Source organism: Alloscardovia criceti DSM 17774, from assembly GCF_000376885.1.
Lineage (GTDB): Bacteria > Actinomycetota > Actinomycetes > Actinomycetales > Bifidobacteriaceae > Alloscardovia > Alloscardovia criceti.
On the sequence record NZ_AQXR01000011.1, the window covers coordinates 293,392 to 308,437 of the forward strand.

10 protein-coding genes are annotated in these 15,046 nt (G+C 49.7%); 7 read left to right on the forward strand and 3 right to left on the reverse strand.

Annotated features, from left to right (window positions below; translation table 11 throughout):
- The first annotated feature begins 142 nt into the window (after nucleotides 1–142).
- Nucleotides 143–3,007, forward strand: coding sequence for a preprotein translocase subunit SecA (gene secA / locus D570_RS0106625; protein WP_033377165.1), 2,865 nt, complete (start codon nucleotides 143–145; stop codon nucleotides 3,005–3,007).
- Nucleotides 3,008–3,215: 208 nt separating this feature from the next.
- A complete protein-coding gene (locus D570_RS0106630; protein ID WP_018143608.1) occupies nucleotides 3,216–4,187 on the forward strand; it encodes an ROK family glucokinase in 972 nt (323 codons plus the stop codon).
- A gap of 91 nt (nucleotides 4,188–4,278) precedes the next feature.
- Here D570_RS0106630 and D570_RS0106635 read toward each other — a convergent pair whose 3' ends face one another.
- Nucleotides 4,279–4,779, reverse strand: coding sequence for a DUF308 domain-containing protein (locus tag D570_RS0106635; protein WP_018143609.1), 501 nt, complete (start codon nucleotides 4,777–4,779; stop codon nucleotides 4,279–4,281).
- Nucleotides 4,780–4,810: 31 nt separating this feature from the next.
- On the opposite strand from D570_RS0106635, the gene D570_RS0106640 reads away from it, so the two are divergent.
- On the forward strand, nucleotides 4,811–5,527 hold the full coding sequence (locus tag D570_RS0106640) for a lysophospholipid acyltransferase family protein (RefSeq protein ID WP_018143610.1): 717 nt from the start codon (nucleotides 4,811–4,813) through the stop codon (nucleotides 5,525–5,527).
- 10 nt (nucleotides 5,528–5,537) lie between these two features.
- On the opposite strand, the gene D570_RS0106645 is transcribed toward D570_RS0106640, so the two are convergent.
- A complete protein-coding gene (locus tag D570_RS0106645) occupies nucleotides 5,538–7,586 on the reverse strand; it encodes a Stk1 family PASTA domain-containing Ser/Thr kinase (protein WP_018143611.1) in 2,049 nt (682 codons plus the stop codon).
- 45 nt (nucleotides 7,587–7,631) lie between these two features.
- Nucleotides 7,632–8,723 (reverse strand): polyprenyl synthetase family protein, encoded by a 1,092-nt coding sequence (locus D570_RS08710; RefSeq protein WP_018143612.1) that lies wholly within the window; start codon nucleotides 8,721–8,723, stop codon nucleotides 7,632–7,634.
- Nucleotides 8,724–8,827: 104 nt separating this feature from the next.
- On the opposite strand from D570_RS08710, the gene D570_RS0106655 reads away from it, so the two are divergent.
- The 4 genes from D570_RS0106655 to D570_RS0106670 all read left to right on the forward strand — a co-directional run bounded on the left by D570_RS0106655 (nucleotide 8,828) and on the right by D570_RS0106670 (nucleotide 14,942).
- A complete protein-coding gene (locus tag D570_RS0106655) occupies nucleotides 8,828–9,496 on the forward strand; it encodes a DUF4192 family protein (RefSeq protein ID WP_018143613.1) in 669 nt (222 codons plus the stop codon).
- A gap of 99 nt (nucleotides 9,497–9,595) precedes the next feature.
- On the forward strand, nucleotides 9,596–11,185 hold the full coding sequence (locus D570_RS0106660) for an RNA polymerase sigma factor (protein WP_018143614.1): 1,590 nt from the start codon (nucleotides 9,596–9,598) through the stop codon (nucleotides 11,183–11,185).
- Nucleotides 11,186–11,305: 120 nt separating this feature from the next.
- Complete coding sequence (locus D570_RS0106665) at nucleotides 11,306–13,618, forward strand: DNA gyrase/topoisomerase IV subunit B (RefSeq protein WP_018143615.1); 2,313 nt, start codon at nucleotides 11,306–11,308, stop codon at nucleotides 13,616–13,618.
- Nucleotides 13,619–13,706: 88 nt separating this feature from the next.
- On the forward strand, nucleotides 13,707–14,942 hold the full coding sequence (locus tag D570_RS0106670) for an MFS transporter (RefSeq protein ID WP_018143616.1): 1,236 nt from the start codon (nucleotides 13,707–13,709) through the stop codon (nucleotides 14,940–14,942).
- The last annotated feature ends 104 nt before the right edge of the window (nucleotides 14,943–15,046 follow it).

Genomic DNA, 15,046 nt, shown 5'->3' on the forward strand with positions numbered 1-15,046 from the left:
TCCCCACTTTACTGTGTATCGCACAACGCTAAACATACAGTATTATCGTTGTGTTGTCGTAATATTGGAACAGTTTGTAACTTACCACTTTTGTGGAAAATGCTAGGAGAAACACGTGGCAATTCTTGAAAAAGCTTTGCGTATGGGTGAAGGCGCGCAGCTGCGCAAGCTTAAGGAAGTAGCTGATAAGGTCAATAATCTTGAAGATAAGATTAGCGCTTTAACCGATGCTGAGCTGAAGGCACAGACAGCAAAATTCAAAGCTCGCCTTGCGGACGGCGAATCGTTGGATGATTTAATGCCAGAAGCTTTCGCAACCGTGCGTGAGGCAGCAAAACGTGTTCTTGGACAGCGTCACTTCGACGTACAGCTGATGGGTGGCGCAGCATTGCACTGGGGCAATATCGCAGAAATGCGTACCGGTGAAGGTAAGACCTTGGTGGCAACTCTGCCTAGCTACTTGAATGCACTGACCGGCAAGGGTGTGCACGTGGTGACCGTAAATGATTACTTGGCTAATTATCAGTCTGAGCTCATGGGTCGTGTGTTCCGCGCTTTGGATATGAAGGTTGGCTGCATTCTCACCGATCAGAAGCCTGCTGAACGTCGTAAGCAGTACAATGCCGACATCACCTACGGCACAAATAACGAGTTCGGTTTCGATTACCTGCGCGATAATATGGCATGGAATAAAGCTGACCTCGTACAGCGCGAGCATAATTATGCCATTGTCGATGAGGTGGACTCCATTTTGATTGATGAAGCACGTACACCTTTGATTATTTCCGGTCCCGCGGAGGGCGATGTAACCCGTTGGTATCGTGAGTTTGCAAAGCTTGTATTAAAGCTGGACCGTGACGAGGATTACGAGGTCGATGAAAAGAAGAAGGTCATCGGCATCCTTGACTCCGGTATTGCAAAGATTGAAGATTTCCTCGGCATTGAAAATCTGTACGAACCTGCTAATACTGCGTTGATTGGTTATCTCAATAACGCCATCCGTGCGAAGGAACTGTTCGTGCGCGACAAGGATTACGTCGTGCAGGGCGGAGAGGTTCTGATCGTTGATGAGCACACGGGTCGTATGCTTCATGGACGTCGGTACAATGAAGGCCTGCACCAGGCAATTGAAGCGAAGGAAGGCGTCGAAGTTCAAGCTGAGAACCAGACTTTTGCAACCATTACTTTGCAGAATTACTTCCGTATGTATGACAAGCTTTCTGGTATGACCGGTACTGCTGAAACTGAAGCAGCAGAATTCATGAATACCTACAAGCTGGGTGTTATTCCAATTCCGACGAACCGTCCGGCTATCCGCATTGATCAGGATGACCTTATTTTCCGTACACAGAAGGAAAAGTTGGTGGCTATCGTTAAGGATGTGGCCGCTCGTCACGAAAAGGGTCAGCCTATTTTGCTTGGTACGTCCTCCGTGGAATCTTCGGAGTTGGTATCTACCTTGCTTTCTCAGGTGAATATTCCACACCGCGTGCTCAATGCTAAGCACAATGAGGCAGAAGCAGCTGTGGTTGCCGTTGCAGGTCGTAAGGGTGCAGTCACCGTGGCTACCAACATGGCTGGTCGTGGTACCGATATTATGCTCGGTGGAAATGTGGAATTCCTCGCAGATGCAAAGCTCAAGGCTCAGGGCTACTCTCCAGAAGACACACCGGAGGATTATGAGCGTTTGTGGCCAGCTGCTTTGGATGAGATGAAGAAGCAGGCGAAGGATGAGCATGAGGAGGTCAAGGAACTCGGTGGCTTATACGTACTCGGCACGGAACGCCATGAATCTCGTCGTATCGATAATCAGCTGCGCGGTCGTTCGGGACGTCAGGGTGATCCAGGTGAGTCCCGCTTCTACTTGTCTCTCGAAGATAATTTGATGCGTTTGTTCAATACGCAGCTCGTGGCCAGCATTATGCAGCGTGGTTTGCCAGAGGGTGAGCCAATTTCCATGCGTAGCGTAACGCGTGGTGTGCGCACAGCTCAGAAGTCCGTAGAATCCCGCAACTTTGAAACACGTAAGAATGTGTTGAAGTATGACGATGTGATGAATAAGCAGCGTACCGTTATTTATTCTCAGCGTCAGGCCGTGTTGCAGGGTGCGGATATTTCTGAGGATATTCACGACTTTATTCACGATGTCATCGCATCCTATGCGCAGGAAGCTACCAAGGGCACGGATGCTCCTTCTAAGTGGGAGTTGAAGGACCTGTGGAAGGCTTTGAAGACCATCGTTGACACGGATTTCGACGAAAAGGCTTTGATTGATGCCTTAGGTAAGCATAAGGGCGACAAGGCGCGTGCTGCCTTGGTGGATCAGATTGCTCAGAAGATTAACGATATTTATGCAGAGAATGAAAATGTCATCGGTTCTGAGGCCATGCGTTCTATTGAACGTCGCGTTGTTTTGGCGGTCATGGATCGCAAGTGGCGTGAGCATCTATATGAGATGGATTATCTCAAGGACGGTATCGGTCTGCGTGGTATGGGTCAGCGCGATCCTTTGGTTGAGTACCAGCGTGAGGGCTACCAGATGTACAACACGATGGTGGATTCCATTAAGGAAGAAGTCATCCAGTTACTCTTCAACATTGACCTGTCCTCGGTGGCTCGTGAGGTGGAAGTTCAGCAAACCTCAGACAGCACAGTGCCATTGAACTACACTTCTCCAGATGAAGCGGGCGATGAGCAGGTGGCTCAGTCTGAGACTGAAAACGCGGGCGAAGCTGAGGATTCTGGCAACGATAGCAATGCTTCCGATGATGAAGACGATGAGGACGATGAAACACCTGTTTCGCACTCCTATGAAGGTCATATCACCGGTGCAGCACCTATCAGCCATGCGGAAGGCAAGGTTCCAGCCAGCCGCCGTCCAAAGAGCGAAGAAATGCACAGCCCATGGGCAGATGGTCGAGTATTCGAAGGCACGCCGAAGAATGCGCCATGCCCTTGCGGTTCTGGACGAAAGTATAAGATGTGCCACGGTCGCAACGAGAAGTAGTTTTCGCATAGTACCTGCTTAAAATTATGTGAGGAAGAGCCTTTATTCTTCCTCACATAATTTGTTTTATCCATGACATTGCTTTACCGAAAATCAATGAGGATTCGCAAGTATTTTGCACACGTACGCACCAAAAGTCTCCGAACTTTTCCTAGTGTGCGTGGTAGAGTGAAATGGTAGGCTCTTAAGCCTGTTTAATGGAGGAAGAATGCATTCATTAGCAGTAGATATTGGCGGCACGAAAATTGCCGTGGGCGTGTGCGATGAAAACGATGTCATTGTACGCCAGTGGACTGCGCCAACACCGGATGAGGCAGCGCTCATTGATGAGCACATTGCGCATCTGTTCGAGGAGGCGTACAAGTCCTTTGATGATATTGTGGCTATTGGTATTTCCGCTGCAGGAAATGTTAAAGAAGACCGTAGAACCATTAGCTTCGCAGCAAATATCCAAGATTGGGTGAATTATCCACTTGCGGATAATGTCGAAAAGCTTATCGACCACAAGGTTCCAGTTATCGTCGAAAACGATGCAAACTGTGCTGGTTGGGGCGAATTTGTTCATGGTGCCGGAAAAGGCCACAAGAATATGGTAGCTCTGACCGTAGGTACCGGTTTAGGTGGAGCCATCGTCATTGACGGCAAGCTTTTCCGCGGCTCTTACGGTATGGCAGCAGAATTTGGTCATTTGCCTATGGTTTCCGATGGCGATACGTGCGGTTGCGGTTTGCGCGGTTGCGCCGAACGCTATACGTCCGGTAATGCGTTGGAGCGTTTTGCGCGTTCTGTCATTCGCCGTCGTCCACAGGACTCCGATTATCTGATGGAACTGTGCGGCGGTGACATCAACGAATTGCGTGGAAAGATGGTATCGCGTGCAGCTGCGGAAGGTGATGCTATCAGTCTTTATGCGTTCAACAAGATTGGTGAGTGGCTGGGTCGTACTATGGCCGCTATTTCAGCAGTTTTGGATCCGGATATTTACGTTATCGGCGGTGGCGTCGTTGCCGTTGGTGATATCTTGCTGGATCCAGCACGGTACAATTATTCCCGCTTCCTGCAGGCAAGCGCGTACCGTCCTCATGCTCCAATTGAGGCGGCGACGGCTGGCCAGGATGCTGGTTTGATTGGCGCAGCAAACTTGGCTTTGCGCTATCATCTCGAGGAAGAGCAGGATTAAGTGCAATCTTGCGTCCTGTAACGTCATATAAGGGGGAAGATATCTTATCTTCCCCCTTTCACATGTGCGCATCCGCAGGCTGCTAGTGATTTTACACTCGGCTCCCATCGCCGTGCATGCTTCCCGAGCCTGGGCGAGAGCGGTACGCTGTGACAAAGACCACAAATCCTAGGATGAGTAGAATACCGCTCAATGATCCTAAAATAACGCTCCACTGCGTGAAAAAGAGTGCGGCAAATATGCAGGCGAAACCGAGGACAATCAAAAGGGCAGCCACGATACCCGACTTACGTACGGAGTTCCACGATGGATTGGGTGCGTGAAAATGATTATCCGCTTCATCCGCATCAAACCAGGAGGTGGAATATCCGCGCGTTACGGAGTTGCGATCGGTGAAAATATCATCGTTGAAATTTTCGATATGCAATTTCCTTTGCGCTTCCTTTTTCTTTGCCTTTTCTACCTTGGCCGCATTCTTTTCAAATTTCTTCGCAGAGCGCGTTTTTCCAATAGATGACAGGTCATCACTATGCGCATTGACGAATTCCGTCCATGTGTCGTCATTAGAATTGCTATTGTTCTCATTAGTCATAATTCATATTCTACGAGATTGGGAGGCCTGAGTGCTGTATTGGTTTTTCGTGAAAGTGGTAGGAGCTATTGCTCGACTCAGGTTTAAACCCGTAGCTATCGGTCAGGATAACATCCCGCGCAAGGGTGGGGCTATTATTGCTGCAAATCACCTAGCCGTGATTGATGATGCTGTCATCCCTATGACGTGCCCGCGCATGGTCCATTTCATGGGCAAATCCGAATACTTCACGGGCAAAGGCATTAAGGGATGGTTTAAAAAGTGGTGGTTTACCTCGGTAGGTGTTTTCCCTGTGGACCGCTCCGGCGGAAATAAATCCGCAAGTGCCATGGAAACTGCCAAAGAAGTACTCGAATCGGGCAAGGTCTTTGGCATTCACCCAGAAGGTACGCGCAGCCCGGATGGTCGTTTGTACCGTGGACACACCGGTTTTGCACGTTTAGCACTGGAAACGGGTTGCCCTATTGTGCCAACGGGTCTAATCGGTACCCGGGACATTCAAAAGCCGGGTCAGATTATGCCAGATAAGGGTACGGTGACCTGTGTATATGGCGAGCCCATTTACGTAGACAAGAAGCCTGTGGATGCCATTACGCATGAGGAAATTCGTGAGCTTACCGACCGTTTGATGCAGGAAATTCAAAAATTGAGCGGACAAGAGTACGTCGATATGTATGCACAAGAGGCGAAAAAATTGGTCAAGGCGCAGCAAGAAGCTACTGAAACGGCACAAGAGTCCTCAAAATAAGTGCCAGCTTTTATGAGCTGCGTGTAGTGGTAAGGGTAATCTTCGTTGGATTGCCCTTACTGTCTATAATGGATACGATTTCACCAGGGTCGAGAGATTGCGAAGCAATGCTATCTCCGCCCTTTTTCTGTATAGTCACCTTAAATCCCAAATCTTCCAGGGTGGTTTGCGCCCTAGCGGTGGTCATACCGCGTACATCTGGCACAGTAACCGTCTTCGAACCCTTGGATACAGTCAGCGTAACGGCATCATTCCAGTGCAATTCGGCGCCGTCCGCCACTGATTGGGAGATAACTTTTCCAGCCTCCATAGTGGACGAGTATTCCTCGGTGATAGTAACCTTCAGGCGCAGTGCATTGAGCGCTGTCAACGCATCTCCGCGTGAGAGACCGGTGACATTCGGCATGGTTACAGGTTTCAAACCCTTGGACAGTACTACGGAGATTTCCGTATTGTGCTCAATGGTCGAGCCGGCCCGCGGATTGATGGAGATAATGGCACCCTGTGGCACATCGGTGGAGTACTCATCTGCTGCATCCGAATGATTGATATTCGTGAACCCGGCAGTTTTCAACGCCTTCAGTGGATCTTTGCCATTGACAGAATTTGAATTGGTAATATCGGATGGAATGGTGATTTTTTCTATACCTGTAGAGACAGTAATACTGACTTTGCCATTTTTTTTCGGCACATGACTGCCCACGGTAGAAGGCAAGGTCGAAATAATTTTGCCGGACTCAATCGTATCGCTATACGATTTCTCCACGGTGTAAGAGATACCCGCATCGTCCAACTGCTTTTGATATGCATCCGCATCCGCACCTTCTACGGTGCACACACTTTGGGCCGTGCAAGGCACATCCGAGGCCGCGGGTAGGAGATCGTAGCTGCCGGGACCGTAATTATCCCAGAGGGTGACCGAGCCGGCGATAAGCAGGATAACGAGGACTGCTGCGGCCACGGCGGTCATCGTGCGATGCGTGGTCGCCCATGTCAGAGCACGCGAGAGGTGGGACGTGCGCGGAGTGTTGGGCCCGGAACTCACCGTTTTCGGCTTCTTCTTTGGAGAGATAGGGGAAGAGGCTGCGCTATCCGCCAGGGGCTGCATAGATTGGGTGTCATCGGATATTTTCGCAGCCGTCACCGTTCCTGTTGAGAGCGCCGGATGAAACAACGCATTATTGAGCTTCACGCTCAGGTCGGCCTCGCTGAGTGCGCTCTTCACCGTGTACAATTGAGCCAAAGCTTCCGTGGCCGTTTGCGGACGCAGATTAATATTGCGGGCCGTCAAGCGCGCGACAAAGGCAGAAATGCTCACAGGAAGGCTCGGTGCTACATTGCACAAATCCGGCACATCTTCATTCACATGCTTATACACCACTGTCAGTGGGTTATCTGATTCAAAAGGCGTATGGCCGGTAAGCATTTCCCACATAATGAGGCCCACGCTATACAAGTCAGAGGCCGGGGTAGAGGTGTTATTCTGAGCCGTTTCAGGCGCAATATACGTGGTCGTCCCCATAATCGTATTTGTGGGTGCCACGGTGGCGTGATTAGTATGTTTTGCCAAGCCAAAATCGGCTATCTGGACTTCGTTGCGCTTATTTATCATGATATTTTCTGGCTTGATATCACGATGAATGATACTGTGCTCATGCGCGCTAGAAAGACCATCGAGCACTTGAATCATAATATTGATCGTATCGCGCACGGTAAAATACGGGTGCTGCTGCATAACATGGCGCAAATTGACACCATCCACATACTCCATGACGATGTAGCCCAAGCCCTCCACATTGCCCGCATCAAAAACATACACGATATGCGGATTATCGAGAGCTGCCGCCGATAGTGCTTCCCGATGAAAACGTTCCGTATACTGCTCACTATGTGCAGACAGCATCAAAGATGTGTGCATAATCTTAATGGCCACACGTTTATTCAGGCGCTGATCCACGCCTTCATACACACTTGCCATGCCACCGTCTGCAATTTTGCGCACAACCATGTAACGATTATCGATTACATCGCCTATAAAGCGCTCAGAGGTGGAGGTCATATTCTTTAGTGTATCCTTTTGTGATGAATTGAGCGAGCGGAAGGATTATGCCACAAATTTCTGGCAGAAATCAATAAATCTCTGTGTTTTGTCTGCAGAAATATCCAGACTCATACACATGGTCAAGATCTCCTGCGCTGCATGTGCCCATAAGCGTTCTACTGTATCAATACTGGCGTCAATGGCACCGGAGGTGCGGAAAATTTCACGGATGCGTTGCATCTGTTTTTCAGATATCTGAGTTTCGCCCATATATGTGTCAATAAGGAAGGCCGTATCTGAGGTCGAGGCATGGCGCAAAGCCTGAGACAAAATATACGTGCGCTTACCTTCTCGAATATCCCCGCACGTAGGTTTTCCAGTTATCTGAGGGTCGGAGAGCAGATCGAGGAGATCGTCATGAATCTGGAATGCAACGCCGAGGTCTTGGCCCACCGTTTGGGCGAATTTTTCGGCACTACGATGTGCAGCAGTGTTATCGGAAGCCAAAATGCCCATCAGCAGGGGAGCAATAGTCGTATAGCTGGCCGTTTTATTAGCATACGTGGCGAGTACAGAGCTCTCTAATGCCTCGGTTTCGGTGAGATCTAAGGACTGCATGGATACATCCATAACCTGACCGAGCTCTACTTGATCATGCATATCAAGAAAAGCGGAAAAAATGCGGGCAGCCTGAGGATATGCGCTACTGTGCGCATGTGCGGTGCGTATACTGAGCGTGGCGAGCAGGTCTCCCAGCATTAGGGCGAGAGCCGTGCCTTGATTGTGGTGTAAACCCACAGCATTTAAAGCTTTGTGTGCGGAGGGTGCGCCGCGTCGAGTATCTGCATTATCGATGATGTCATCATGGATGAGCGCAGCAGTTTGGAAAATTTCAATAGCGCATCCTAAATCGAGGATGGACTCTTCATCTTGGGATGAATCATCCACCGTAAGAGTCTGTGCGGTCGTGGCTAAAAGCAAAGCACGCAGGCGCTTTCCGCCACGGCTGGATACCACCCCTTGGCTACCCACGGAATCCAAAATACGAAGCACATCCGGCGCATTCACTTGGGGAAAATGCCGTGCATTCTTCTCCCACGCATTCGTTACCAATAATTCCAAGCGTTCGTCTACGTCATGCTTCGTCAATTCCATCACATATCTAGTGTAAATGAAGTTCTATAAAAGCGTGTTTCCACATTCGCCCACATCCTCCGTTTCATAGTGTGATTCAGATATCTGTTCGTCAGAATAAAAGCATGAACACACAAACACATTTAGATGCGCTGGAAATTGCACGACTTCAAGCCGAATTCCAGCAAGAGCGAGATGCCGCACATGCCAAGAAACACGAGATCTATCAACGATGGTTCGGTGATTTGTGCGCAGATTTGGCCGAAGCGATGAACGAAACGACGGAGAAAACCCCTCCATGGGATGAAGCGCAACTGTATCGTGTCATCGTAGGGATGAATACCTTCCTCGCATTCAGAGACATCTTCATCTTAATTTCTATGGCTCCGCTGACGGAACTCGAGCTCGTTGCTATGATTACACATCCTTTTGCCTCCAAAAATGCACAATTAATCAAAAATCTGCTGCGCACGGCGTTAACCAAGCCCCACTCACAACCGGATGAGCAACGTTTCCATCATGCTCTGCGCATATTTGATGCCTTGAGTGACGTCTGCCCGAGTGAGTATTGCAAGCCGATTTATGCAATTTGTGCGTATTTGCATTGGTGGGCGGGGCGGATGGACAAGGCGAAAGAGCTCAATGACAAAGCGCTGGCCCTCGATGAGTGTTACAGTCTCGCGCTTATAGTGGAGGGTGCATTACGCTTGCGGATTTACCCGGCGTGGTGTGCCAAGAAACTTCATGGTTGTGCTCCTGGTGAACTAGGAAATATCTGCGCAATCCGGGAATAAAAGTCTGGCTGATGTGGTTATCTTTTTTGTAGTAATACTTGCACTTGCCATAAGTGTGCCCTTTTTACGGAAATTGCCGTAAAAAGCACCAAGGAGGAAATGTTGGTCACAGCGATAAAGTCTGCAACAGTAAACGAAACTGAGCAGGAAGAGGCTACCAAGGCAACAACGCGAAAGAAGACCACTGCAAAGAAGACGAGCACTGCTTCTGCACGTGGTGCTCAATCAACGACTAAGCGCAGCACGACGCGTAAGACTAAGTCGGCTCGTGCAACCAAGGTAGAAGACGCAGTTGTAGAAGATACAACCGAGGAAACACAGGCGGCAGAATCCACGGAGAAGACCACCGCTCGAAAGACCCGTAAGAAGACGGCTACAAGTAAGTCCACCACAAAGTCTACGAAGGCGAAGTCCGCAAAAACCAAGAATGACGATGCTCAAGAAGATGCGGATGCTTCTTCCGATGATGAAGCATTACTGACAGATGACGTGGAGGATACGGAAGAAGTCTCGGATGAGAAGGATGCTGAATTATTTGATTCTCAGGAATTAGATGAAAACGGTGATCCGATTTCTCAAGATGATGACGACGAGGAGATTGGCGAACAGAATTTCGACGATGTCGAACCTGAGTCTGACGACGATGAAGAGGACGAAAAGGAAGAAGAGCCTAAGGAAGAGGGCGCCTTCGTTCTCAACGAGTCTAAGGAAGATGACGATACACTGACACCTTCTGGCAATCCAAAGCGCCGTGTTATCGCCACCGGTGCTACTGCGGATCCTGTGAAGGATTATCTCAAGCAAATCGGTCGTGTGAACTTGCTGACCGCAGATCAGGAAGTAGATCTTTCCGAGCGCATTGAGGCTGGCTTGTATGCTCAGCATATTCTCGACACGGAAAACACGGATGAGATGACCTTCAAGCAGCGTCGTGAGCTCAAATGGGCTGCCAGCGATGGTAAGAAGGCCAAGGATCATTTGCTGGAGGCAAATCTTCGTCTTGTCGTGTCCTTGGCGAAGCGCTACACCGGTCGTGGAATGCTCTTCTTGGATTTGATTCAGGAAGGTAATCTTGGTCTGATTCGCGCCGTCGAAAAATTCGATTGGAAGAAGGGCTTTAAGTTCTCTACCTACGCCACATGGTGGATTCGCCAGGCCATTACACGTGCTATGGCTGATCAGGCCCGTACGATTCGCGTGCCGGTGCACATGGTGGAAGTTATCAATAAGCTTTCTCGTGTCCAGCGTCAGATGCTGCAGGATTTGGGTCGTGAGCCGACCTTGGATGAGCTTGCACGCGAGTTGGATATGCCTGTAGAAAAGGTGCAAGAAGTACAAAAGTACGGTCGTGAGCCTATTTCTTTGCACACCCCATTGGGTGAGGATGGCGATTCCGAGTTCGGAGATTTGATTGAGGATTCTGATGCCATTGCACCATCCGAGTCGGTGGCCTTCTCCATGCTCCAAGAGCAGTTCCGTCAGGTCCTGGAAACGCTGTCGCCTCGTGAAGCAGGCGTGATTAAGATGCGTTATGGCCTTGAGGATGGGCAGCCAAAGACTCTGGACGATATTGGTCATGTCTACGGTGTTACCCGCGAGCGTATCCGCCAGATTGAATCCAAGACCATGGCAAAACTGCGTCATCCGTCACGTTCTCAGACTCTCCGTGACTTCTTAGATCAAGAGTAATACGCAAAAATTCTGCCTGTATATGTCCCCGGTACATGTCCCGTACACGTCTTCAGTGGAGGCATATACAGGCAGATTATTTTATTTCTTTTCTATTTTATCTTTCGAGGTAATTTTTTCATGGCTGCAAAGAAAACAGCAAACGAAGAATACAATGCTGGTAGTCTGTCCGTTTTGGAAGGACTGGATGCTGTGCGTAAGCGACCGGGTATGTACATTGGTACTACCGATAGCCAAGGTCTTATGCACTGTTTGTGGGAAATTATTGATAATTCCGTTGATGAAGCCTTAGCGGGTGCGTGCACCGAGATTACGGTAACTTTGCACACGGATGGTTCGATTACGGTGGAGGATAACGGTCGTGGCATTCCTATCGACGAAGAGCCTAAAACGGGACTTTCCGGTGTCGAAGTAGTACTGACTAAGCTCCATGCGGGTGCAAAGTTTGGAAATTCTTCCTACAATGCCGTCGGTGGCTTGCACGGTGTGGGTTCCTCCGTCGTCAATGCATTAAGTTCCCGTTTGGATGTGGAAGTGGACCGTGACGGGAACACCTACCGTATGGAATTCCGTCAAGGACATCCGGGCGTGTATACGGATGCTGATCCTGCGATGCCGTCACCGGATGCACCATTTAAAGCCACCCCAAAGCGCAAGGCTACGCCATTGCGCATCGTGAAGCATTACGATGGCACACATACGGGTACACGCATTCGTTACTGGTTAGATCCTGAAATTTTCAATGCTACTGCGGAATTTAATTATCAGCAGCTGGTCGATCGTGTGCGCCAGACATCTTTCTTGGTACCCGGTCTGAAAATTATCGTAGTCGACGAAGCCATTGCCGATGGGGAAGTCCTCGAATCTGATGCCGAATTGGCGGACGAGGAGCTCACGCCCGAGTCTCAAACCGAGTCAACGGACCTCGTCGAAGAAGATGCGTCAGACGACACGGCAGAAAGCACAGAAAATCTAGAAGACACGGAAAACGCAGGCGAACCTCTGAGCAGTTCTGTGCCCGCGCACTCCGCACAGCATGCCACTCATCCACATGAGGTTGTTTTCCACCACGAGGGTGGAATTGTCGACTTCGTGGACTTCCTCTCCAACGGGGAGCCAATTAGCGATATTTGGCATATTACGGGTCAAGACACCTACGATGAGGAAACACAGGTCGTCGGTGAAAATGGTGATTTGCATGCACAGATGATTGAACGCACCTGCGACGTGGATATTGCTCTGCGATGGATTAACGATTACGAAACAACAATTCGTAGCTTCGTCAATGTGGTAGAAACACCGGGTGGCGGTATGCACGTGGATGGATTCTTAAATTCCATCACCAAACAGGTGCGCAAAAACGTGGAAGCCAATGCGCGTAAGCTGAAATTCAATACAAAAGACACGTCTATGCGTGTCGAGCGTGATGATGTCATGTCCGGCCTCGTTGCCGTGGTTACGGTACGCATCGCCGAGCCGCAATTCCAAGGACAGACGAAGGACGTGCTCGGTACAGCGCCTGTGAAGCCGATTGTCACCAAAATGAGTGATAAGCAGTTCGGTGAAATGGTGTCGGGATCACGGCGTGGCTTTAAAGAGCAGTCCATGCGCGTGCTGGAAAAAATTGTGAGTGAGATGCATGCCCGCATTCAAGCGCGTAAAACCAAGGAAGTTACACGGCGCAAGAATGCGCTCGAATCCGCTTCCATGCCAGCAAAATTGTCGGATTGCCAGCCTGGAAATGATGATATCGCCGAATTGTTCATCGTGGAGGGCGACTCCGCATTGGGCACAGCTAAGGCGGCTCGTAACTCCATGTTCCAAGCTTTGCTGCCTATTCGAGGTAAAATTCTCAATGTGCAAAAAGCCTCGGTAGCGCAGATTCTGGCCAATAAGGAATGCTCTTCCATTATTCAGGTGGTAGGCGCGGGCTCTGGCTCGACCTTTGATGTAAGCCAATCGCGTTACAACAAGGTCGTAATGATGACGGATGCAGATGTGGATGGTGCGCATATTCGCACGCTACTACTGACGTTGTTCTACCGGTATATGCGCCCGCTCATTGCCGAGGGGCATGTGTATGCAGCCGTGCCGCCATTGCATCGCATCGCATTGGCCGGAAAGCGAAAAGGCGAGTACATTTACACCTATTCTGAGGAAGAGCTAGGAATCAAGCTGGCGCAGTTGCGCAAGCAGGGTGTGGCCTTTAATGAGGATATCCAGCGCTACAAGGGTTTGGGTGAAATGGACGCGGATCAGCTCGCAGACACGACCATGGACCCGCGCACGCGTATGCTGCGTCGTATCCGTCTCGAGGACGCCGCTCACGCATCCGAGATATTTAGCCTGCTTATGGGGGACGAGGTACCACCGCGCAAGCAATTTATCATCGATAATGCGGAGGACTTTGATAGGTCAAAAATCGACGCCTAAGTGTCTGATGGTCGCGTGTCAGATAGTTGACATGTCAGGGTAGACTCGAAGGTCGATGCATAAACCGCTTACACAGTAGTAGAAAGACATGGGCCCGCCAATGTGGGTGGGCTCTGAGGTGACCGTGACAAACGTACTTCTTGCCGTTATTTATTTGGCATTTATTTCCTTGGGTTTGCCGGATTCTTTGATGGGTTCTGCGTGGCCGAGCATGTATGTGCAATTCAACGTGCCCATTTCCTACGCAGGAATTGTATCCATCATTATTACGGCGGGTACGATTATTTCCTCATTGATGAGCGATCGTTTAACCTTTAAGCTCGGTGCGGGTAAGGTGACGGCCGTTTCTGTGGCCATGACAGCGGCAGCCTTGCTCGGTTTTTCCTTCTCGCCGAATTTCTGGATTTTGTGCTTGTGGGCTGTTCCTTATGGATTAGGAGCAGGTGCCATCGATGCGGCGCTCAATAATTACGTGGCTTTGCATTACAGTAGTCGTCACATGAACTGGTTGCATGCCATGTGGGGCGTGGGCACCGTTGTCAGCCCAAATATCATGGCGTATGCGCTGTTGAAGCAGCATCAGTGGCAATTGGGGTATCGCTACGTGTCGTATATACAGATTGTCATCGCCATACTGGTGGTCGTGTCACTGCCTCTGTGGATTAATCGTAAATCTGCGCAGATAGATAACAGCGAGCATACGGATACTTCACAGTCCCAAGAAACGAAGCCATTGAGTTTACTGGAGACTATTCGACTGCCGTACGCCAAAGAGATTTTGCTCATGTTTATGACCTACTGCGGACTGGAGGGCGCCGCAGGATTATGGTCGAGCACCTATGCCATGCAGTCGCGCGGTATCTCGGCAGAAGATGCGGCTACTTGGGCAAGTTATTTCTATTTAGGCATCACCGGTGGTCGCATCGTCTGCGGCTTCATTGCAGAAAAACTGAACGATACACAGATGATTCGTTTAGGTTTTATTATCCTGGGTATAGGCATTCTCATGACTATGAACCCAACGCCATGGACGGTACTGACCATGCTGGGCTTGATTCTTATCGGTGTGGGCTGTGCCCCGATTTATCCGAGCATTATTCACTCCACACCGACAATTTTTGGCGAGGACAAATCCCAAGCAATGATTGGCGTGCAAATGGCGAGTGCGTATGTAGGATTCATTATTGTGCCGCCACTTTTCGGCGTTATCGCACGCAGTAGTACGGCTTTGTGGATGCCTGTTTATCTGTTATTCTTCTTCACCTTAATGGTGGCCATGCATGAAATTATCCAAGCGCGCAGAAAAGCGGAACGCAAGAAGTAAGCGCCATAAGTAGTCGATAATTCTATACAAGCCGCTCTGCATACACATGAACCGCACCCGTAATCTGGGGAATCCGAATTTCTTCAGACTCATCATCGGGTGCG